This is a genomic window from Streptomyces sp. NPDC028305, assembly GCF_055569495.1.
This window is the reverse complement of the sequence record NZ_JBVHTN010000004.1, coordinates 603,294-624,951: the sequence shown is the minus strand read 5'-3', so window position 1 is coordinate 624,951 and position 21,658 is coordinate 603,294. Positions and strand designations below refer to the sequence as shown.

The following is a 21,658-nucleotide window of genomic DNA, read 5'->3' as shown; positions in this document are numbered from 1 at the left end:
GCCAGACGCCGCTCGCGGCCGGTCGCCCCCTTCGACGACAGGCCCTAGGCCGTTCAGGGCGCGGCGAACCGGGTCACGGCGTCCAGGTATTCCGTCGGGTCCGTCAGCCCGGCGGTCTGGAACGCCTCCCGCCGCTCGTAGCAGGTCCCGCAGGTGCCGCAGTGCCGCTCGCCGCCCTTGTAGCAGGACCAGCTGGCCTCCAGCGGGGCTCCGAGCCGCATCCCGTGGGCGGCGATGTCCGCCTTGGACCAGGTGATGAACGGCGCCTCCACCGAGGGGGTGGGGAAACCCTCGTTGGCCACCGTCACCAGCTCCCGCAGCGCGGCGTGGAACGCGGGCCGGCAGTCCGGGTAGATGAAGTGGTCACCGGCGTGCATGCCCAGCGCCACCACCCCGGCCCGGTGCGCGACCCCCACCGCCACGGCGACGTTGGCCAGCACCGCGTTCCGGTTCGGCACGACGGTGGCCTTCATCGACTGCTCCGCGTAGTGGCCGTCGGGGACCGTCACGCTGTCGTCCGTCAGCGCCGATCCGCCCAGCACCGAGCCGAGCCCGCTGAGGTCCACCACATGGTGCCGGGCCCCGTAGTGGGCCGCGATCCGGCGCGCCGAGTCGATCTCCCGGCGGTGCCGCTGGCCGTAGTCCACGGTCACGGCGATCAGCCGGTAGCTCAGCGCCGCGTAGTGCGCCATGAGCGTGGTGGAGTCCATGCCCCCTGAGAGCACCACCAACGCGGTGAACGGATCGGTTGGATCGGCACTGCTGCTGTTCTGCTCCATCATGAGCCTCCGGAGATAGGGGAGTCGCCGAGACACGAGGCGCATACGGCCGGGTGTGTTCGCTCATGGTGGTGTCCGGCCCGCGGGTCGCGCATCGCGGCACGGTGCCGAAGGACCCCTGGTACGAGGCCGAAGGGCGGGCACGGCGGTTCCGAGACGCAGCGGCCCGGGTCGGCCGGTGCGCTCTGCCGCGCGACCGGCGCCCCCTCGGTGAGCAGCGGCCACAGCCCGGGATCGCGGAACATCTCCGGGAAGTCCCGGCGGCCGGTGATGCCGAGCTTGCGGTACGCGCTCGACAGATGCAGCTCCACCGTGCGGCGGGTGATCCGCAGGGCCGTCGCGATGCGCTCGTTGGTGAGTCCGCGCGCCGCGTCGATCAGGATCTGGCGCTCCCGTGCGGTCAGCGCCAGCACGCCGCGCAGCGAGGAGTGGCGCGGGGCGCGGTCGTCCGCCAGGGCCAGCAGCTGCCGCCCCCGCTCGACCAGCGGCCGGGCGCCACACCGGCCGGCCAGCCCGATCGCCTGGGTCAGCACGGCGATCGCCTCGTCCGGCCGGTTGCGCCGGGTCAGCGAGGGCCCCAGGTCGGCCAGGCAGTACGCCAGGTCCAGCTCGCTCCCCTCCGCCTTCAGCAGCCGCGCCGCCGCGCGCAGCAGCCGCTCGCCCCGTGGCCCGCCGGAAACCCGGCTCAGCGCCCGCAACGCCCGGCCGCGCTCCTGCGGCGAGCCCGCGCGGTGGGCGAACCGCAGCTGCTCGCGGGCCAGTTCCAGGGCCTCGTCCGACCGCCCCACCTGGTGCAGCAGGATGGCGCCGTGCGTCCGCCACGAGGCGGTCACCGCGACGCGCAGCCCCGCCCCCTTGTTCCGGGCGTGCAGCTCCGCGAGGTCGCGCGCGGCACCCGGCAGATCGCCGTCGGCCGCCAGCAGCCGCGCCCTGGCCATGAGGACGTCCCGGTAGTGCCAGCTCGGCGGCAGATCGCCCCAGCACCGGTAGCGGCGCAGCAGCATGCGGGCCCGGTCGTTCTCGCCCTGGCTGATCAGCACGTCCGCGAGCGCGGCCAGCGCGGCCACCCGGGCCGGGGACCCCGGGCCCACGCCGTGCCGGGCGAGCTCCCGCAGGCACTCGCTCAACTGCTCGCGGGCGATGTCCAGGCGCCCTCGCGCGAGGGCGATCCGCGCCGCGACCGGCAGGAGCAGCACCCGGTACAGCGGGCGGGGCCGCAGGCCGGCCTGGTCGTCGTCCCCCAGCCGCGCCGCGGCCTCTTCGTGGTGGCCGTTGTCCACCAGGACGGTCAGCGCCGCCGCCCTGGCCAGCGGATGGAGGCACAGCTCGTCACCGGGGCGGCCGAGGGCCCGGCGCGCCTGCCCCACGGCCGACTCGGGAGCCTCGTCGGTGAGATGCCGGCAGAGCGCGGCCACGGCCGAGGCGGCCGTGCGCAGTCCGTCCGTGCCGTCCGCGTCGGCCAGCGGGTCCGGCCGGGACGCGATGAGTTCGTCGAGGAGCTCCGACGTCAGGCCCGGTAAGCGGTCGTACAGATGCCACGCGATGCGGTGCAGCCGGGGCCAGTGGGCCACTTCGGTCCCGGCGACGGCCACGGCGGTCGCGTCCAGCACCCGCTGCCGCTCCTCGGGGGAGTCCACGCCGTACAGCGCGCTCCCGACGCGCTCCAGCAGGCGCGCGCGGACGACCTCGTCGGTCGTACCGGCCAGGGTCGCCACCGCCGCGTCGAGGCCGCGGGCGCGGTCGGACCGGATCCGGATGTCGGCGATGCCCAGCACCGCCTGGCGGTGCTCGTCGCCGGAGGCCACCTGCGCGGCGTGTTCCAGACAGCGCAGCGCGGTGTCGGTGTCGTCGGCGGCCAGCGCGGACCGGGCGGCCTGGAGCAGCACGCCGGCCGGCCAGGAGCCGTCCAACGGGACGGCGGAGGCGATGAGATGGGCGGCGACCCGCTCGGCCGGGGCCCTCCGCTCGTGAAGATAGGTGGCGGCGGCCAGATGGGCCGCGTTACGGGCCATCAGGGTCATTCCGCCGACCAGGGCGTTGCGCACCAGGGAGTGCCGCAGCAGCAGGGTGTTGTCGTCCGCCACGAGCCCCATACGGACCAGCAGGTCCGCGGCCGTGAGCGTGTCCCCGAGCCCGGTGCCCGCCAGATGGGCGATGAGCGGGATGTCGGCACCGCCGTCCCCGGCGATGGCGATGGCCTCGGCCAGCCGCCCGGCCCTCGGGTCGATCCGGTTGAGCCGCCTGGTCACCACCTCGGCGACGGCCGGCAGCACCGCGGTGTCCAGCACCTCCGGGTCCGGGACGCCCCCGGTGTCACGGACGGTGTCACGGACCCAGCGGACGAGCTCCACCAGCATGAACGGGTTGCCGGCGGTCAGCCGGCGGCAGGCGTCGGCGAACCCGGTGCCGGGCGGGCGCGGCAGCCGGGAGCGTACGAGGGCGGCCGTCTCCTGCTCGGACAGCCCCCCGAGGTGCACCTGCTGTGCGCCGACGAGCAATTCGGCCAATTCCGAGGGAGCCGCGGCGGGCACGCCGTTCTGCACGGAGGCCACCAGCATCACCGGAAGGTGGCAGCATGCCTCCACCACGCAGCGCAGAAAGCTCAGCGACAACGCGTCGGCCCGGTCCGCGTCGTCGATGGTGATGACCAGCGGCGCTTTCACGGTCAGCTGGGACACCACATTCTGCACCGCGACCGCTATCTCCGCCCCCCATACCCGCGGAACAGCACCGTCGGGAACGGGACCCTGCGACAGTTTTTTGTAAATGTCGTGGAGTTCCACCCCCTGTTCACATCCGGGTGGCAAACAGTCTGCAAAACCTCCGACTAAATCATCCAGCAAGGCCCACGGAATGTAATGCCGCTGCTCGGTGCAGACCAGATCGACGACAGCGCACCCCTTGTGGCGCGAGGTGATGGCGAACGCGCGGAGCAGCGACGTACGCCCTATCCCCGCCTCGCCCGTCACCGCGTACCGGGCCGGGAGACGATCCGTGCTGTCGTGGCGCGCTCGGCGGAGCAGGCGCATTTCGGCCTGCCGCCCCATGAAATCCCGTAGTAGTTTCTCGTTCGCATGAACCATTGCTGAAACCCTCCGGTTCTGGATGACGCAGCCCGGTGTCAGATTCCCTTTTCCAGCTGATGCCGGGCACGTCGCCAAGGCTAAATCCAGGGAGGGTGACGGAGAAGGCAACAATCAGGCCAGCATGTCTGTATGTCGACGTTTCCCCGGCGGACATCATGATGTAAGGACCAGGATCTCGCGAGCGCCCCGAACCGGCCGGAAGTCCCGGCGCTTCGCCGTATCAAACGTGGTTCCGCGGTGGATATGTGCCCGGTCGCGCCCGGGGTGGCCGGTCCGCGACGGAGGGCGGTTCGGGCGAGTGGGTCCAGCACGGCGGGCGCGGACGTACCGGCGCCGTCCGCGCGCCGGTGACCAGCGGCAACAGGGCACCACGGACAAAGCGCCGACGCTCCGGTCCGGTGTCGCGATCCGCCCCTTGGTCCATCGGCCCGGTTCGGCGGCGGCGCGGAAGCACGCCCCCATGAGTGGACGCGCCATGCCGGACGCTGCCCGCTTTCCGTCGATCCCTGACCGAAAGCGGATCCGGGACGACCGTTTTCGACCCGCGTGCCCTCGGGCCGCCTGCCGTCGTTCCCCGCTCCTTGTTCGCTCTGAGCGATCAGCCACCGCCGCGCCGATTGCCCGGCCGAGGGAAGTCGGCCAACCGCGAACCGCCGCCCCTTCGGCGAGCGATAAGGAGTCGTGAAACTGTTCCGCCCCATGGGGCCAGACCGAAGCGACGGGGAGTTGCTGCGCGCCGTCGCGCGGGGGGACTCGCGGGCGCTCGCCACGCTCTACGACCGGCACGCGGGCTGGCTGCACGCGCGGCTCACCCGCCGCTGCCAGGACCCCGAGACCGTACGGGAGGTCCTCCAGGACACGTTCGTGGCGGCCTGGCGCACGGCCGACGCGCACCGCGGGCGCGAGGCGGGCGGCTGGCTGTGGACCATCGCGGCCCGGCGGCTCGTCGACGCCCAGCGCGCCGCCGCCCGCGCCGCCGAGGCCCAGGCCGCCCACGCCCGCCACCAGGCCGACGCGGCCCGCGCCACGGCGCCCTCCGCGGAGGAGCGGGCGCTCGACGCGCTGGAGTACGGCGACGTCGGCGCCGCCCTCGACCGGCTCTCCCCCGAGCTGCGCGCCGTCCTGCGCGCCACGGTCGTCGACGGGCTCACCACGCGCGAGGCGGCACAGCTCCTCGGCATCCCCGAAGGCACCGTCAAGACCCGCGCCCAGCGCGCCCGAAGAGAACTCCGCGCCGCCCTCACCCAGCTGCGCGCCACGCCCCCGCACCTCCTGGACGCCCTCGGAGGCACCGCATGACGCCCCGGCGACTGATCAAGCGCGGCGGCCCCGCCACCGCCTGGCACGTGACGCCCGGCCACGCGGCGTCCTACGCCGACGGCTCGCTGCCGGAGACCGACGCATGGTCGGTCGAGAAGCACGTCGAGTCCTGCACGGCCTGCGCGGAGCGCGTCTCGGCGGCTGTCCGCACGGGCGCGGCGGCCCCCGCGCTGGCCGAGATCCGCACGGCGGTGCTGGCCTTCGCCGCGCCGGACGCGGCGCCGGACGCGGAAGCGTCCCCCGCCGGGCGGCTCGGGGCGGTCCGGGCGTCCCGGGTGTGGATGGCGTGGGCCGCGGGGCCCGCGTTGTGGGGGCCCTGGCTGGTCGCGCTGGTGGTGACGGGCCTGGTCGCGGCCGGGGCCGCGCGGGCCGCCGGGATCTCCGGGGTGCGGCCGCTCCTGCTGGCGCTCGCGCCCGTACTGCCGTCCGCCGGGGTGGCCGTCTCGTACGGGCGGCACGTCGACCCGATGCACGAGCTGACCGCATCCACGCCGTCCGGCGGGCTGCGGCTGCTGCTGACCCGGACGGCGGCCGTGCTCGCCGTGTCCGTGCCGCTGCTGACCCTCGCCGGGCTGCTGCTGCCCGCCGCCGCCGGGGCGCCCGCCGCCTCGGCCTGGCTGCTGCCGGGGCTCGCGCTCACGCTCGCCGCGCTCGCCCTCGCCTCGTACGTCGGCTGCCGGATCGCCACCTTGGCGGTCGGCGCGGGCTGGCTGCTGGCGGTCGGCGCCCCGGCGCTGCTCGCGGGCCCGGTCCAGGGCGAGCGCGGCTCGCTCGCCGACGCCCTGACCGACTCCCTCACCGCCGTACTCTCCGGCCCCGCCGCCCAGAGCTGCTGGGCAGCCGCAGCGGCCGTCTGCGCGGGGCTGCTGACCCTGCGCCGCACCTCCTTCGACCGCCTGGAGCACATGTGAACAGCGCCGTCTCCGTCCATTCCGTCTCCGTCCATATCCATGGGTTGACCGTCCGGCACCGCAGGACCACCGCCCTCGACGCCGTCGACCTCGCCTTCGGCCCCGGCGTCCACGGCCTGCTCGGCCCCAACGGCGCGGGCAAGACCTCCCTGATCCGCGTGCTCGCGACGGTCGCCGCGCCCACCTCCGGGCGGGTGGAGCTGCTCGGCGGCGACATCTCGGCGCCCGCGCACCGCACCGCCGTACGCCGCAGGCTCGGCTATCTGCCGCAGGATTTCGGCTACTACCCGGGCTTCACGGTGCGCGAGTTCGTGGCCTACATGGCGTGGCTGAAGGAGATACCGCGGGCCGACGCCCCCGCCGCCGTGGAGCGCGCGGTCGCCCGGGTCGGGCTCGCCGACCGCATCGACGCGAAGGTCCGCACCCTGTCAGGTGGCATGGTGCGGCGCGTCGGCATCGCCCAGGCGATCGTCAACGACCCGCGGCTGCTGCTGCTCGACGAGCCGACGGCCGGTCTCGACCCGGAGCAGCGGGTGGACTTCCGGGCCCTGCTGCGGGAGCTGGGCCGCGACGCGACGGTGATCGTCTCCACCCACCTGGTGGAGGACGTCGCCGCGGCCTGCACGGAGGTCACGCTCATCGCGGCGGGCCGGGTGGCCTACCGGGGCACGCCGCAGACGCTGGCCGGGCTGGGCGCCGAGGCGGGGGCGGCGGACTTCGGCGACAACCCCATCGAGCGCGGCTACGCCGTGGCCCTGCGCCGCCAGCGGTCGGGCGCGGGGACCACCGGATGGACGGTGACCCGATGAGCCGGACCACCACCATCCGCCCCTCGCGCACCGCGCGCCCCCTGCGCACCGAACTCCGCCGCGGCATCGGCCCGGCCGTGGGCGCCGCGACGCTGGCCGCCCTGCTGCTCGCCATGTACGAGCGGGCCGACAGCTGGCTGGCCGGCTGGACCGACACCACCGACATGCTGCGCTCGGCCGGGGTGTTGGTCGGCGGGCCGCTGGCGGCCGCGGCCGCGTGCTGGCAGGGCGGCCGGGAGCGGCGGCGCGGGACGGAGGAGCTGCTGGCGACCGTGGCGCGCGGCCGCCTCCGGCGGACCCTGCTGACCGCGGCGCCCACCATCCTGTGGCCGGTGGTCGGGTATCTGCTCACGGCCGCCGTGTGCCTGGCGGCTACCTGGCGTTACGCGAGCGGCGTCGGCGGCCCGTACCCGTCGATGATCGCGGCCGACGCGATGGCGATCGGCTCGTTCGCCGCGCTCGGGTTCATCGCCGGCCGGCTGGTGCCGTGGCGGCTGGCCCCGCCCCTGGTGGCCTTCGTCGTCTTCGCCGTCGACCCCTTTGTCGCCAACCAGGACTCCCCCGTCGCCTGGCTGAGCCCCGGCAAGAACCACATCTTCTCCTGGGACCGGCCGGTGTGGTGGTTCGGCCCGGCCTCGATGGTGTGGACGGCCGGGCTCGCGGCGGCTGCGCTGCTGGCGTACGCCGCCCGCCGCCGCGCCCGCGCCCTGGCGCTCGCGCCGCTCGCCGCCGCGGCCACCGCCGCCGTCCTGATCGTGCAGACGGGCGACGGCGTATGGCGCCCGGACCCGGCGAGCGCGGCGCTGGTCTGCGACGACGGGACGCCGCGCGTCTGCGCGTCGCGGGCGCACGACCGGATGCTGCCGGACGCGTCCGCGGCGCTGGCGGGGCTGTCGGCGAAGCTGCGCGGCGTGCCGAACGCCCCGACCCGCATCGTCGAGAGCCGGGGCGACCACCACCGGGGGCCCCGCACCGACGCGGCGCTGTTCGGCTGGGACTACTACTTCCGGCGCAACCGGATCGTCGAGCCGGAGATGTTCGCGGCCAACGCCGCCCTCGGCGCGACGGCGCCGTCCTGCCCGGGCGTCTCGGACGAGGACCGCTACAACGACCTCAGCCAGGCCGTGGCCGAATGGCTGGCGCCCATGCCCCGGCCCGAGCCGCCCGCCGGCCAGGACGCCCCGGGCTACACCCGCGATCTGGAGAGGCTGAAGGCGATGCCCGACCGCGAGCGCACCCACTGGCTCGGCACCTACTTCGCCGCCGCGCGCTCCTGCCGTCTTGAGCAGGTGACGGCGCCATGAGCCTGCCGCTGTACGCGCGCTCGCGCGCCCTGCCCATGACCGTCGCCGTCCTGGCCGCCGCCTGGCCCACCACCGCCTGGCTCGCGGACTGGATCGTGGCGCACTCCGACCTCGGCCCGCGGGCCCGGCTGCCCCTCGTCGTCCTCGCGCCGGTGCTGGCCTCGGCCACGATCGGGGCGAGCCTGTACACCCACAGCGAGGAGCTGGACCGGACCGCCGTACGCCCGTGGTGGCCGCGGCGCGCCTGCCAGCTGCTGCTGCTCACGGCGGTGGCGGCCGGGCTGCTCGCGGCCGCCGTCCCCGGCGACCCGGAGCTGTACGGGGCGCCCGCCATGGTCCGCAACCTCCTGGGCGCGGTGGGGGTCACCGCGCTGGCCGCCACGTTCATCGGGGCGCGGCTGAGCTGGCTGCCGATGCTGCTGCACACCAGCGCGGTCTACCTCGGCGCGCAGACCGGCCCGGAGGACCCCGGCCCGGTCTGGGCCTGGTCGGTCCAGCCGGGACCGCAGCCGGCGGCATGGTGGACGACGGCCGTCCTCTTCGCCGCGGGCACCTGCCTCTACGCGCTGCGCGGCGCCCGCCCGGAGGGCCCCGGCTCGCGCCGCTGAGCGGGATCGCGCCGCCGGGCGGCCCGCCGGACCAACGGCCAGCACAGGACGCCGATCGCGAGGGCGAGCAGATGGCCCCAGTCGGTGAGCGGATCGGTGAACTCCAGCAGGTCCGCGACGAGGCCCAGCACGACCGCGCCGAGCACCGTCCAGCGCAGCCAGGGCCGCAGCAGCCCGGCGAGCGCGCCGGCGCAGGCGAGCAGCCCGTAGCTGATGCCGTAGTCGAGGCGGCGCAGCGAGCTGTCGGGCAGTTGCCCGGCGGCGACCGAGGCGGCCACGAACAGCTCGGTCAGCAGGGTCGCCAGGACGTGCCCGAGCAGGAACACCCCGGCGGTCCGCAGCGCGCCCAGCCGCCGCTCCAGGGAGCTGAGCACGACGAGGAAGGCGAGGATGTACGGCAGCCCGCCGACGAGCCAGGCCCCGCTGGCGACCAGCACCAGCACGGGCCGCTCGGCGAGGTTCGCGACGTCGGTACTGGAGTGGGCCAGCACGTCGCGCACGAGGTCCGGGTCCGCGAGCTGGGTGAAGGTCCCGGTGGCGACCAGGAGCAGGGCGTAGCCGAACGTGAACGGGGTCCGTGAGGGGCTGGGCAGGAACCGCGCCCACCCGCCCGCGCGCAGAGCCCGCAGGGCCCGGTTCTCGGAACGGAGCTGCGGGGTGTCGGCGTCCGGGGCGGCCGGGCCGGCATAACCGGCTTGGCCCGAGGAGGGGCCAGGGGAGGGGGCCGCGGCCGTACGACGCGCGGCGGCGTGGCGGCAGCGCTTCGGCGGGCGCGCCGCCCGCCGTGGGTCACCGGCCGCGGTGTCGACCGCTCGCGTCCACGTCACACCGGGGTTCCTTCCTCGTACCGCCCCCGTTTCACGCACAACAACAAACGGTCCGCGTCTCATGTCGCCGGACCGCCGGTTGTGAAGCAGGCCACAGTGAGGATCGCCGTCCCAGGGTCGGGCCCCGGTAGATTCGGCCGCATCCCGAGTTCACCCGGAAGGACCCGCCCCGTGTACCCGCCGTACGACACCGCCGACGCCGGCCGCCCCGTGACCCTCGACCGCCGCGAGGGTCCGTACGGCGAGGTGGTGCTGCGGCGGCGCGGCGGGGGCGGGACGGGTCCGGCCGGGGGCCCCGCCGCCCCGGCGCCGGTCTTCGAGATCATCGCGAACGGGTGCTTCCTGATGGACACCTCCGACGGCCGCTCCGAGCGGCTCCTGATCCGCGCCGCGCTGGACGCGCTGCCCGCCGGCCGGAGCGCGCCGGCGCTGCTGATCGGCGGCCTCGGCGTCGGGTTCTCGCTGGCCGAGGCGGCGGCCGAGCCGCGGTGGGGGCGGATCGCGGTGGTGGAGCGCGAGGAGGCGGTCGTCGACTGGCACCGCAGCGGCCCGCTGGGGCGGATCTCCGCGGCCGCGCTCGCCGATCCGCGCACCGAGGTGATCCGGGCCGATCTGGTCGCCTGTCTCCGAGCCGGCGAAGGGGCGGCGCCGTACGACGCCCTCTGCCTGGACATCGACAACGGCCCCGACTGGACGGTCACCGAGGACAACGGCGGCCTCTACTCCCCCGCAGGTCTCGCCGCCTGCCGGGCCCGCCTCACCCCCGGCGGGGTCCTCGCCGTGTGGTCCGCCCAGCCCTCGTCCGCGTTCGAGGAGGCACTCCGGAATGCCGGGTTCGTAGGGGTGCGGACGGAAGAGATCAGTGTTGCCCGAGGTGTCCCGGACGTCGTTCACCTCGCGGTTCGAGGCGCGTAGCCGAGCCGCGTACGCTGCCTTTACGCTGCTTGCCAGCGCGCGCGGCCGGGCAAGTGACCAGCCAGAGCCGCGGTTTCACGGAACAAGCAGGGGCGGGCGCATGGAGCAGACTCACAGCAGCCACAACGGGGCCGCCACGACCACCCCGGGGGCACAGCGCCGGGTGCTGGTCGTCGAGGACGACCCGACGATAGTGGACGCCATCGCGGCCCGGCTCCGCGCCGAGGGGTTCCAGGTGCAGACGGCCGGGGACGGCCCGGCGGCCGTCGACACGGCCGAGGCCTGGCAGCCTGACCTGCTCGTACTGGACGTGATGCTGCCCGGCTTCGACGGCCTGGAGGTCTGCCGCCGGGTGCAGGCCAGGCGCCCGGTGCCGGTGCTGATGCTCACCGCGCGGGACGACGAGACCGACATGCTGGTGGGCCTGGGGGTCGGCGCCGACGACTACATGACCAAGCCGTTCTCCATGCGTGAACTGGCCGCGCGGGTGCATGTGCTGCTCAGACGCGTCGAGCGGGCGGCGCTGGCCGCGCACACCCCGCGCAGCGGCATCCTGCGCCTGGGCGAGCTGGAGATCGACCACGCGCAGCGCCGGGTTCGGGTGCGCAACACAGATGTGCATCTCACCCCGACCGAGTTCGATCTGCTGGTCTGCCTGGCCAATACGCCGCGCGCGGTGCTCTCCCGCGAGCAGCTGCTCGCGGAGGTCTGGGACTGGGCCGACGCCTCGGGCACCCGCACCGTGGACAGCCATATCAAGGCGCTGCGCCGGAAGATCGGCGCGGAACGGATCCGTACGGTGCACGGCGTGGGATACGCCCTGGAGACCCCGGCGGCATGAGGCCATCCGGCCGCCGGACGGCCGTCTGGAGCCGCGGACCCTGGCGCGAGACCTGGCGCGAGACCTGGCTCGGGGTCTGGCGCGGGATCTGGCGCGGGATCTGGCCGGAGACCCGGCGCGCCGCCTGGGCCCGCCACTGGGACCGGCTGTGGGAGGCGCTGAAGCCCTTCGACCCGTACCGGTCGGTGAAGGCCGCGCTCGGCGCGCTGGTCATCGGCTCGGTGATCATCACCACGCTGCTGGTGTTCGCGGCGATGCACTCCGACACCGAGCTGCGCATCATCACCATCTTCTCGATCATCGCCTCGCTGCTGATCACCCAGTTCGTGGCGCACGGCCTGACCGCCCCGCTGGACGAGATGACCGAGGTCACCCGGGCGATGGCGCACGGCGACTACACCCGGCGGGTGAGCGCGGCCGAGCGGCGCGACGAGTTCGGCGCCCTGGCCACCTCCTTCAACCGGATGGCCGCCGATCTGGAGGCGGTGGACACCCAGCGCAAGGAGATGGTCGCGAACGTCTCCCACGAGCTGCGCACCCCGATCGCGGCGCTGCGCGCGGTCCTGGAGAACGTGGTGGACGGGGTCTCTGAGGCCGACCCGGAGACGATGCGCGTCGCGCTGCGCCAGACCGAGCGACTGGGCCGGCTGGTCGAACAACTGCTCGACCTGTCCCGGCTGGACAAGGGTGTGGTGCCGCTGTACGCGCGGCGCTTCGAGGTCTGGCCGTATCTGGCCGGGATCCTCAAGGAGGCCGGGATGGCCAAGGGCGCGTACGGGGGCTCGGGCTCGCACACCCGCAAGGACGTCCACCTCAACCTGGACGTCTTCCCGTCCGACCTGTCCGCGCACGCCGACGTGGAGCGGCTGCACCAGGTCGTCGCCAATCTGATCGACAACGCCGTGAAGCACTCCCCTGCGCACGGCCGGGTGACGGTGCGGGCGCGGCGCGGCGAGAGCCCGGAGAGCCTGGAGCTGGAGGTGCTGGACGAGGGCCCGGGGATCCCGGAGGCCGAGCGGCACCGGGTCTTCGAGCGCTTCAACCGGGGCGGCCCGTCCGCGCAGGCCGGCGAGCCGGGGGAGCCGCGCGGCCCGGGGCAGGGCAGCGACGGCGGCACGGGGCTCGGTCTCGCCATCGCGCGGTGGGCGGTCGATCTGCACGGGGGGCGGATCGGCGTGGCCGAGTCCCCCCGGGGCTGCCGGATCAAGGTCAGCCTGCCGGGACGCGCCGATCTCTAGGGCGATCTCCAGTGCGAACCGCACCCCCACAGAGATCAAAATTGACGTAAAGTCGTCAACGAAGGCGCACAGACGTCGAAGGACGCGCACATCCGAGCGGGTGTGGGCGCCTTTCAGCGTTCCCGTCGCCGGTCCGAACCAGCGGTGATTCCCGCCACCTCAGGCCCCGAAACCAGCCGATCAATGTGACTTGCGCGACGATGACCAGTGCGGCCTGCACGTAAGGCCCTGAGAGGCGTAGCCTTTATTCCCGCTGTCCACCACCTTAGGAAGCGGAAGAGGGCGGTTGCCGCCGTGTCGCCACAGTCCCCCAACAGTTCGAGCGTCTCGACCGACCAGCAGGACGGTCAGGGGAGTAACCCTGCCGCCGCGTTCGGTCCCAACGAGTGGCTCGTCGACGAGATCTACCAGCAGTACCTCCAGGACCCGAACTCGGTCGACCGAGCCTGGTGGGACTTCTTCGCCGACTACAAGCCGGGCCAGGACACCACCTCCGCCGTGGCCGAGTCCGCAGCACCGCCGGGCCCGGCCGCCGCGGGGGCGGCCGGTACCGCTGCCGCGGCTCCGGTCCCGGCTCCGGCTCCGGCTCCGGTGAAGCCCGCCCCGGCCGCGAAGGCCCCGGCCGCCCCGGCCCCGGCTCCGGCGAAGCCCGCCGCGGCCGCCGCCGCACCGGCCAAGCCTGCGCCCGCGAAGGCCGCGCCCGCGAAGGCGGCCGAGCCGGCCGCCCCGTCGGCCGGCCCGGAGTACGTCACCCTGCGTGGCCCCTCCGCCGCCGTCGCGAAGAACATGAACGCCAGCCTCGAGCTGCCGACGGCCACCTCCGTGCGCGCCGTCCCGGTGAAGCTGCTGTTCGACAACCGCATCGTCATCAACAACCACCTCAAGCGCGCCCGCGGCGGCAAGGTGTCCTTCACGCACCTGATCGGCTACGCCATGGTGCAGGCGCTGAAGGCGATGCCCTCGATGAACTACTCGTTCGCCGAGAAGGACGGCAAGCCGACCCTGGTCAAGCCCGAGCACATCAACCTCGGCCTCGCCATCGACCTGGTCAAGCCCAACGGCGACCGCCAGCTGGTCGTCGCGGCGATCAAGAAGGCCGAGACGCTCAACTTCTTCGAGTTCTGGCAGGCCTACGAGGACATCGTCCGCCGCGCCCGCGCGAACAAGCTGACGATGGAGGACTTCACCGGGGTCACGGCCTCTCTCACCAACCCGGGCGGCATCGGCACCGTGCACTCCGTGCCGCGGCTGATGCCCGGGCAGGGCGTGATCATCGGCGTCGGCGCCATGGACTACCCGGCCGAGTTCCAGGGCACGTCGCAGGACACCCTGAACAAGCTGGGCATCTCCAAGGTCATGACGCTGACCAGCACCTATGACCACCGGGTGATCCAGGGCGCCGCCTCCGGCGAGTTCCTGCGGATCATGAGCCAGCTGCTGCTCGGCGAGAACGACTTCTACGACGAGATCTTCAAGGCGCTGCGGATCCCGTACGAGCCGGTCCGCTGGCTGCGCGACATCGACGTCTCGCACGACGACGACGTCACCAAGGCCGCGCGCGTCTTCGACCTGATCCACTCCTACCGGGTCCGCGGCCATGTCATGGCCGACACCGACCCGCTGGAGTACCGCCAGCGCAAGCACCCCGACCTGGACATCATCGAGCACGGGCTCACCCTGTGGGACCTGGAGCGCGAGTTCGCGGTCGGCGGCTTCGCCAGCAAGACGATGATGAACCTGCGCGACATCCTGGGCGTGCTGCGCGACTCGTACTGCCGCACCACCGGCATCGAGTTCATGCACATCCAGGACCCGAAGCAGCGCAAGTGGATCCAGGACCGCGTGGAGCGCCCGCACGCCAAGCCGGAGCGCGACGAGCAGCTGCGGATCCTCCGCCGGCTCAACGCGGCCGAGGCGTTCGAGACCTTCCTCCAGACCAAGTACGTCGGCCAGAAGCGCTTCTCGCTGGAGGGCGGCGAGTCCGTCATCCCGCTGCTCGACGCGGTGCTGGACGCGGCCGCCGAGTCGCGCCTGGACGAGGTCGTCATCGGCATGGCCCACCGCGGCCGCCTCAACGTCCTGGCGAACATCGTCGGCAAGTCGTACGCGCAGATCTTCCGCGAGTTCGAGGGCAACCTCGACCCGAAGTCGATGCACGGCTCCGGCGACGTCAAGTACCACCTGGGCGCCGAGGGCACCTTCACCGGCCTGGACGGCGAGCAGATCGCCGTCTCGCTGACCGCCAACCCCTCCCACCTGGAGGCGGTGGACCCGGTCCTGGAGGGCGTGGTCCGCGCCAAGCAGGACATCATCGGCAAGGCCGGCACCGACTTCACCGTCCTGCCCGTCGCCCTGCACGGCGACGCCGCCTTCGCGGGCCAGGGCGTGGTGGCCGAGACGCTGAACATGTCGCAGCTGCGCGGCTACCGCACCGGCGGCACCGTGCACATCGTCATCAACAACCAGGTCGGCTTCACCGCCGCCCCGGCCGCGTCCCGCTCCTCGATGTACGCCACCGACGTGGCGCGCATGATCGAGGCGCCGATCTTCCACGTCAACGGCGACGACCCGGAGGCCGTGGTCCGCGTCGCGCGGCTCGCCTTCGAGTTCCGCCAGGCGTTCAACAAGGACGTGGTGATCGACCTCATCTGCTACCGCCGCCGCGGTCACAACGAGACCGACAACCCCGGCTTCACCCAGCCGCTGATGTACGACCTGATCGACAAGAAGCGCTCGGTGCGCAAGCTCTACACCGAGTCGCTGATCGGTCGCGGCGACATCACCGTGGAAGAGGCCGAGCAGGCGCTCCAGGACTTCCAGGGCCAGCTGGAGAAGGTCTTCACCGAGGTCCGCGACGCCACCTCGCACCCGGCCCCGACCGCGGTCCCCGAGCCGCAGGCGGAGTTCCCGGTGGCGGTCACCACGGCCGTCAGCCAGGAGGTCGTCAAGCGGATCGCCGAGTCCCAGGTCAACATCCCCGACCGGATCACCGTCCACCCGCGGCTGTACCCGCAGCTCCAGCGGCGCGCGGCGATGATCGAGGACGACACGATCGACTGGGGCATGGGCGAGACCCTCGCCATCGGCTCCCTGCTGATGGAGGGCACCCCGGTCCGCCTGGCCGGCCAGGACTCCCGCCGCGGCACCTTCGGCCAGCGCCACGCGGTGCTGGTGGACCGGGAGACCGGCGAGGACCACACCCCGCTGCTCTACCTGTCCGAGGAGCAGGCCCGCTACAACGTCTACGACTCGCTGCTCAGCGAGTACGCGGCGATGGGCTTCGAGTACGGCTACTCACTGGCCCGGCCGGACGCGCTGGTCATGTGGGAGGCCCAGTTCGGTGACTTCGTCAACGGCGCGCAGACGATCGTCGACGAGTTCATCTCCTCGGCCGAGCAGAAGTGGGGCCAGACCTCCGGCGTCACCCTGCTGCTCCCGCACGGCTACGAGGGCCAGGGCCCGGACCACTCCTCGGCCCGCATCGAGCGCTTCCTCCAGCTGTGCGCGCAGAACAACATGACGGTCGCGGCGCCGACGCTGCCGTCGAACTACTTCCACCTGCTGCGCTGGCAGGTCCACAACCCGCACCACAAGCCGCTGGTCGTCTTCACCCCGAAGTCGATGCTGCGTCTGAAGGCGGCGGCCTCCAAGACCGAGGAGTTCCTGAACGGCTCCTTCCGCCCGGTCATCGGCGACGAGACGGCCAACCCGGCCGCGGTCCGCAAGGTCGTCTTCTGCTCCGGCAAGGTCTACTACGACCTGGCCGCCGAGCAGAGCAAGCGCGGTGCGACGGACACGGCCATCATCCGGCTGGAGCGGCTGTACCCGCTGCCGGGCGCGGAGCTCCAGGCCGAGATCGCCAAGTACTCCGGCGTCCAGAAGTTCGTCTGGGCGCAGGAGGAGCCGGCGAACCAGGGTGCGTGGCCGTTCGTCGCGCTCAACCTGATCGACCACCTGGAGCTCGCGGTGGGCGCGGACCTGCCGGCCTCCGAGCGGCTCGTCCGGGTGTCCCGGCCGCACTCCTCGTCCCCGGCGGTGGGGTCGAACAAGCGGCACCAGGCGGAGCAGCAGGCGCTGGTCAACGAGGTCTTCGAGATCTGACGGTCTCCACGGCCCGTACCGGTACGGAAGGCCCGGCTCCCGCGCGACGCGGGGGCCGGGCCTTCCGGCGTACGGGGTCCGGTACGGCGGTCAGACGGGCAGCGGCTCGAAGTTCCACAGCGGGCGGGCCCGCTGCCAGGCCGCCACCGCCTGGGGGTGGTTCGGCCCCAGCAGGGCCTCCAGCTCGCCGATGGCCGCCTGCTTGATCGTCCACGCCTCGTCCCGCCCGCCCTTGATCTCGCCCAGATCGGCAGCGAGCGCGAGCCGTGCCGCCAGGGTCAGCGGATGTCCCTGGCCCAGCGTCTGTTCGGCCCGCAGCGCGGCCTCCCGGCTCAGGGCGCAGGCGTCCGTCCAATCGCCGAGGCTGTGGCAGGCGGCGGCGGTGTTGACGGCGATCCCGAGCGTCCAGGGGTGTTGCTCACCAAGCGCTGTGGTCATGTCGTCCAGGGCCTTCTCCAGTACCGACCGCGCGTCATGGGGATCGCCCCGCTTCAGCAACACGAGCCCCTGGTTCGCCGATGCCCCGATGGCATACGGATGCAGCTCTCCCAGAGTCACCCGGTAGGCGTCCGTGACGAAGTCATCGAGCGCTATCGCCTCATCGCGGCTCTGCCTCAGCAGCGCACACGCGTAGTGGGAGGCGATCATCAGGGACAGCGGCGCGGCCTCGCCCAGCAGCCGCCGCGCGCGGTCCAGCACCACGGCGAGCAGGGCCGTACCGGATTCCGACTCACCGCACTTGAGCCGGCACACCGCCAGGGCGCACTCGGCCGCCAGCGTGTGCGGGGTCTCGCTCCCCACGGCGGCGTGGTGCCGCCCGACGTTGCGGTACTGGTGGGCCAGGGCCTCCGCATAGCGGCCCGTCAGCAGCAGGTCCCAGGCGTAGTCCGTTTCGGAGGCCAGCGTCTCGAGATGGTCGCTCCCCAAGATCTCCCTCCGGCGCCCCAGGACCGTCTTGTCCAGCTCCAGCGCTTTTCCGTACTGGCCGAGCGCCCGCAGCGAGGCAGCCAGTTCGGCTTGGCTGTGAAGTTCTTTACGGTGGTCGAGCACCGGGTGGAAGTCGGACTGGCGCCGGCAGAGCTCGTACGCCTCGGCGTAGCGGCCCAGGCCCCTCAGATCGGCGGAGAGTGCGTTCATCGCGGCGAGGGCGCTGGGGTGGCTCAACTGCCCCATGAGCGCCCGGTCCAGCCGCTCGGCCCGGGCGTAGTCCCCGGTCGCCCGCAGCAGCACGGTGCGGCACAGGGTCAGCTCCCAGTCCGTGACGTCCATTTCCTTGTCGACGAGGCGCAGGGCCGTCGCGTCATCGCCTCGGAGCGTCAGATACGTCAGACAGTCGCGCCGCAGCGGGCGCGTCCTGTCCCGGGGATTCGGGGACTCCAGCGCCCACAACACGTCAAGATACGGCATGAGTTCGGCGTAGCGAGGCCAGGTAGCCGGTTCCTGGGGCCATCCCGGACGCGCCGCGACGAGGGCGCGCCAGACGACCTCGGCGTCCTTGTTCCGGCGGTCCTCCGGCCGCCTTCTGCGCACCGCGTCACAGACGAAGCGGTGCAGATGCAGCACCTCCGCCTCCCGCCGGACCACGGAGTGCTGCACCAGCCTGGCGACGGTGACCTCGACGTGGGTGGGGTCCTCCAACAGCGACGCCAGCGCCGGGGAGACCAGCTTTCCCGGAACGGCCCGCAGCAGCGCGAGCGGCACCGGGCCCGGCCCGAAGACCGCGCACAACTGGAGCAGATCGGCGGCCAGTTGTGAGTGCGCCTGAAGCCGCCGGATCAGCTCCCTGTACGCGGCGGCGTACGACGCCGGGTACGCCGCCCCGGACTTCACCGGCACCGTCCCGCCCTCGCGCAGCTTGCGGCTGTACTCCTCGGCGGGCATCGTCGAGCCGTCCAGCCACCCCGCGGTCTGGTCGAGCGGCAGCGGCAGGTCCTCCACGGCGTCGGCGAGTCCGTCCGCCTCCTCGCGGCCCAGCCGTGGGGCGCGGGCCCGTACGAACGCCACGCTCTCGTCCCTGCTGAACGGCGGCACCTCCAGCAGCTCGACGTAGTGGTCGGCCCAGCCGCGGTTCTGCGAGGTGATCAGCACATGCCCGCGCCCGCCCGGCAGCAGATCGGCGACGGCCTCGGGGGCGTCGGCGCCGTCGAGGACGAGCAGCCAGCGGTCGGACGGCACGCCCCGGCGCAGATTGTCCAGCGCGGCCCCGGCCCGGGCGGAGGCGGAGTACCCCTGAACGTCCTTGCCGAGGTGCGCCAGATGCCCGCCGAGCCGCTCCTCCAGCACCCCGCGGTCATCCGCCGCGGCCCACCACACCACGTCGTACTCGGCGCCGAAGCGATGCGCGTACTCGGTGGCGAGCTGGGTCTTGCCGATGCCCGGCAGCCCCACGAGCGCGCACACCGCGGCCTCGGCGGGGGCGCTCCGCAGACGGTCGTTGATCCGCTCCAGGAGCAGGTCCCGGCCGGTGAAGCGGGGGTTGCGGCGCGGCACCCCGTCCCACAGCTCGGGCGGGTCCCCGGGCAGCCGGGACCGCTGCCGATCACCGTTCGCCCTGGCCGGGGCCCCGCTCCCCCCGAGCGCGCGCAACAGCCGCCACTCGCACTCCTCCTCGTCGACCCCCAACAGCCCGACGGCCCCCAGCCGGGCGACGACGAGCGGCAACGGGTGACCGCTGACGACGAAGGCGGCGATCCGGTCCGCGCGTACGGCGCCCCTTCCCAGCGCCGCCTCCCACTCCGCCTCGATGCGGGCCGAGTCGAGGGCGAAGAAATGCTCGCTCAGCAGCAGCAGATGGAAGGCGTCGTCGACGAGCAGGTCCAGGGACGGCTCGGCCGCGGGATCCCAGCGCCGGACGGTGATCTCCTCGCGCGCGACCCCCGTCGCCTCCAGTCGCTGGGCGACCCAGGCCGCCCAGGGGCGGTTGGGCCCGGCGTACGTCACGACGACGGGCAGATGGCCGGGGAGGCCTGTGGTGGGGACGCCGGCCGGGCCCGGGCCCGGGCCCGGCGGCGCGGACACGTGCACCGCGTCCCGGTGCTGCACCGCGACCACCCAGTCCCGCGCTGGGACCCGGGAGGCCCGCCCGCCCTCCTCGCCCCGTATCCGGGCGAGCTCCGCCTCCAGCCGCCGGGCCCGGTCCTCCGCGGCGCTGGCCTGCTCCTCCGCCATCCACAGCCGGTGCGCCACGGGGTCCTCGGCCCCGGCCTGCTCGGCCGCCGCCTCCTCCCCCGCCTGAAGCTGGTGCTCCAGATCCTCGCACCGCCGCTCGGCCTCCAGCGCCTGCCGCCGCGCGTGCTCCAGCTCGCCCTGGAGCCGGGCGACCTCCTCCTTCAACCGGTCCCGTTCACCGCGTAACCGCTGCTGCTCGTCCCGCAGCAGCTCCACCTCGGCGCCGCGGCCGTCGCGCTCGACCGACATCGACACCGCGAGCTGCCGCTGCTCCAGCTCCATCTCCGCGATCCGCTGTTTCCGCGCCTGCAACGCCTCGGTCAGCGCCTCCGCGCGCACCTCGGCCTGCTGGCGCCGGCGGTCGGCGTCGGCGAGCTGGTCACGCAGGTTCTGAAGCTCCCAGCGGGACCTGTTGGTGGCCTGCAACGCCCGCCGTTGCAGGCCGTGCACATGGGCGACGACCTCGGGCGAGGCGGGCCGCCCGGTGGCCTTGGCTGCGTGGGTCAGCAGCGTGTCCACGAACTCGGCGGGGGCGACCACGGTCCCGTTCAGATAGCGCGAGACGGTCCCCGGGTCGCAGTGCACCCGCAGCGCGAACACCCGCAGGGACACCCCCACCGCCCCGAACAGCCCGCGCAGCCCCGCCGCCAACTCGGCGCAGGACGGCTCCACATGGTCCGGTATCGGCTTGAGGTCCCCGACCCGCCCGGTGTCCCCCGAGAGCGGCACCAACTCCCCGCGCAGCTCCCCGTCCTCGTCCTCCACGCACGCCCCTCCCCCGTTGCGGCGACCCGGCAACGCGTGACACCTGCCGCAACACCCGGCGTCCCGCGCAAGGTGAACGTACCCGGCGAACCGACCGGCCGCACGGAAAGGACCCCTCAGCCATGCACCCCACGAACCGCCCCACCCCCCGCCCGCTCCTCGCTCTCGCCGCCGCCGCGGTCTCGGGCGCCGTACGAGCCCTGGTGGGCTGGCTGTTGGAGCGGACGGTGGACTGAGCGTCCGTCCGGCTCGCTCTTGTCCGCCGCGCCCTCCGTGGGATCATGTCCCTGACCAGGCAGTCCACCGAAGGAGACAGGCCCGCACATGTTCGACGCCCTTAAGAACCTCAAGGAGAAGGCAGAGGACCTCGCCGAAGCCCACAGCGACAAGATCTCTGACGGGCTCGAAAAGGTCGGCGACTTCGTCGATGACAAGACCGGCGGCAAGCACAGCGACAAGATCGACACCGCGGTCGACAAGGCTCAGGGCTTCGTCGAGAAGCTGGGCGAGAAGAAGGACTGATCCGCTCGGGACGAGCCCGGAAACTCAGCGGGCGGCGCCTGCCCACCCCGTCATATCGGCAGTGCGCCGTACAGGCCCGCTCCCACGGCGGCGAAGGCCGCGGTGGCCCACTGAGGCCAGCCGCGGGCGCGTCGTCCCGCGACGTGGGCGAGGGCCACGGCGGCCATGGCGGGCCACAGAACGCTGAAGGCGGCGGTGCGGGGATAGAAGCGATCCGTGGCGACGACAGCGACCGCGTACCCGGTGATCGCTGCCATGGCGGTGACCGGGAAGCCCGTGCCGAACGGATTCCAGCCGTCGGGAGCCGCCCCCCGACGCTTGGTTCGTACGGAAAGCGCGATCGCCGCGATCAGCGAGGCGGCGGCCGCCACGGTCCACAGCGTTGCGGGTATGACCAAGAAGGGGCCGGGCGCGCTCATACGGGTCCTTCACGAGCCTGCTCCGCCTGGGAACGATCACGATCG

At 73.3% G+C, this 21,658-nt stretch carries 15 protein-coding genes; 10 read left to right on the top strand and 5 right to left on the bottom strand.

The window, feature by feature from the left end:
- Positions 1-53: 53 nt before the first annotated feature.
- Both queC and ACZ4WQ_RS19115 read right to left on the bottom strand, forming a co-directional pair.
- Complete coding sequence (gene queC, locus ACZ4WQ_RS19120) at positions 54-782, bottom strand: 7-cyano-7-deazaguanine synthase QueC (RefSeq protein WP_398371364.1); 729 nt, start codon at positions 780-782, stop codon at positions 54-56.
- On the bottom strand, positions 779-3,826 hold the full coding sequence (locus ACZ4WQ_RS19115) for an ATP-binding protein (RefSeq protein ID WP_398371835.1): 3,048 nt from the start codon (positions 3,824-3,826) through the stop codon (positions 779-781). Before ACZ4WQ_RS19115 ends, queC begins: the two co-directional genes overlap by 4 nt.
- 738 nt (positions 3,827-4,564) lie before the next feature.
- Here ACZ4WQ_RS19115 and ACZ4WQ_RS19110 point away from each other — a divergent pair.
- From ACZ4WQ_RS19110 to ACZ4WQ_RS19090, 5 genes are read left to right on the top strand one after another with little or no spacing between them, the layout of a single operon-like run.
- Positions 4,565-5,164 (top strand): RNA polymerase sigma factor, encoded by a 600-nt coding sequence (locus ACZ4WQ_RS19110; protein ID WP_398371362.1) that lies wholly within the window; start codon positions 4,565-4,567, stop codon positions 5,162-5,164.
- Positions 5,161-6,096, top strand: a complete 936-nt coding sequence (locus ACZ4WQ_RS19105; protein WP_398371360.1) for a zf-HC2 domain-containing protein — start codon at positions 5,161-5,163, stop codon at positions 6,094-6,096. The genes ACZ4WQ_RS19110 and ACZ4WQ_RS19105 overlap by 4 nt, the downstream gene beginning before the upstream one ends.
- Positions 6,093-6,905, top strand: coding sequence for an ABC transporter ATP-binding protein (locus tag ACZ4WQ_RS19100; protein ID WP_398371358.1), 813 nt, complete (start codon positions 6,093-6,095; stop codon positions 6,903-6,905). The genes ACZ4WQ_RS19105 and ACZ4WQ_RS19100 overlap by 4 nt, the downstream gene beginning before the upstream one ends.
- The gene (locus ACZ4WQ_RS19095) at positions 6,902-8,209 is read left to right on the top strand and encodes a hypothetical protein (RefSeq protein ID WP_398371356.1); all 1,308 of its coding nucleotides are present in this window, start codon (positions 6,902-6,904) and stop codon (positions 8,207-8,209) included. The genes ACZ4WQ_RS19100 and ACZ4WQ_RS19095 overlap by 4 nt, the downstream gene beginning before the upstream one ends.
- On the top strand, positions 8,206-8,817 hold the full coding sequence (locus ACZ4WQ_RS19090) for a hypothetical protein (protein ID WP_398371354.1): 612 nt from the start codon (positions 8,206-8,208) through the stop codon (positions 8,815-8,817). Before ACZ4WQ_RS19095 ends, ACZ4WQ_RS19090 begins: the two co-directional genes overlap by 4 nt.
- On the opposite strand, the gene ACZ4WQ_RS19085 is transcribed toward ACZ4WQ_RS19090, so the two are convergent.
- Positions 8,769-9,644, bottom strand: a complete 876-nt coding sequence (locus ACZ4WQ_RS19085) for a rhomboid-like protein (RefSeq protein WP_468022308.1) — start codon at positions 9,642-9,644, stop codon at positions 8,769-8,771. The two genes, ACZ4WQ_RS19090 and ACZ4WQ_RS19085, sit on opposite strands and share 49 nt — an antisense overlap.
- A 171-nt stretch (positions 9,645-9,815) precedes the next feature.
- Here ACZ4WQ_RS19085 and ACZ4WQ_RS19080 point away from each other — a divergent pair, with 171 nt between their 5' ends.
- The 4 genes from ACZ4WQ_RS19080 to ACZ4WQ_RS19065 all read left to right on the top strand — a co-directional run bounded on the left by ACZ4WQ_RS19080 (position 9,816) and on the right by ACZ4WQ_RS19065 (position 16,739).
- Positions 9,816-10,559 carry a spermidine synthase family protein gene (locus ACZ4WQ_RS19080; protein WP_385343199.1) on the top strand — a complete coding sequence of 248 codons (744 nt, stop codon included), beginning with the start codon at positions 9,816-9,818 and terminating at the stop codon, positions 10,557-10,559.
- 100 nt (positions 10,560-10,659) lie between these two features.
- On the top strand, positions 10,660-11,400 hold the full coding sequence (locus tag ACZ4WQ_RS19075; RefSeq protein ID WP_311728899.1) for a response regulator transcription factor: 741 nt from the start codon (positions 10,660-10,662) through the stop codon (positions 11,398-11,400).
- Entirely contained in the window at positions 11,397-12,638 is a 1,242-nt protein-coding gene (locus ACZ4WQ_RS19070) for a HAMP domain-containing sensor histidine kinase (RefSeq protein WP_398371349.1), read from the top strand. The genes ACZ4WQ_RS19075 and ACZ4WQ_RS19070 overlap by 4 nt, the downstream gene beginning before the upstream one ends.
- A gap of 294 nt (positions 12,639-12,932) precedes the next feature.
- Positions 12,933-16,739 (top strand): multifunctional oxoglutarate decarboxylase/oxoglutarate dehydrogenase thiamine pyrophosphate-binding subunit/dihydrolipoyllysine-residue succinyltransferase subunit, encoded by a 3,807-nt coding sequence (locus ACZ4WQ_RS19065; RefSeq protein WP_468022307.1) that lies wholly within the window; start codon positions 12,933-12,935, stop codon positions 16,737-16,739.
- Between the two features lie 90 nt (positions 16,740-16,829).
- On the opposite strand, the gene fxsT is transcribed toward ACZ4WQ_RS19065, so the two are convergent.
- On the bottom strand, positions 16,830-20,672 hold the full coding sequence (gene fxsT, locus ACZ4WQ_RS19060; protein ID WP_468022306.1) for an FxSxx-COOH system tetratricopeptide repeat protein: 3,843 nt from the start codon (positions 20,670-20,672) through the stop codon (positions 16,830-16,832).
- 324 nt (positions 20,673-20,996) lie between these two features.
- Between fxsT and ACZ4WQ_RS19055 the strand changes: the two genes are divergently transcribed.
- Positions 20,997-21,194: an antitoxin gene (locus ACZ4WQ_RS19055; protein WP_311728903.1), complete on the top strand. Its 198-nt coding sequence runs from the start codon at positions 20,997-20,999 to the stop codon at positions 21,192-21,194.
- 50 nt (positions 21,195-21,244) lie between these two features.
- On the opposite strand, the gene ACZ4WQ_RS19050 is transcribed toward ACZ4WQ_RS19055, so the two are convergent.
- The gene (locus tag ACZ4WQ_RS19050) at positions 21,245-21,613 is read right to left on the bottom strand and encodes a hypothetical protein (protein ID WP_468022305.1); all 369 of its coding nucleotides are present in this window, start codon (positions 21,611-21,613) and stop codon (positions 21,245-21,247) included.
- Between the last annotated feature and the right edge of the window lie 45 nt (positions 21,614-21,658).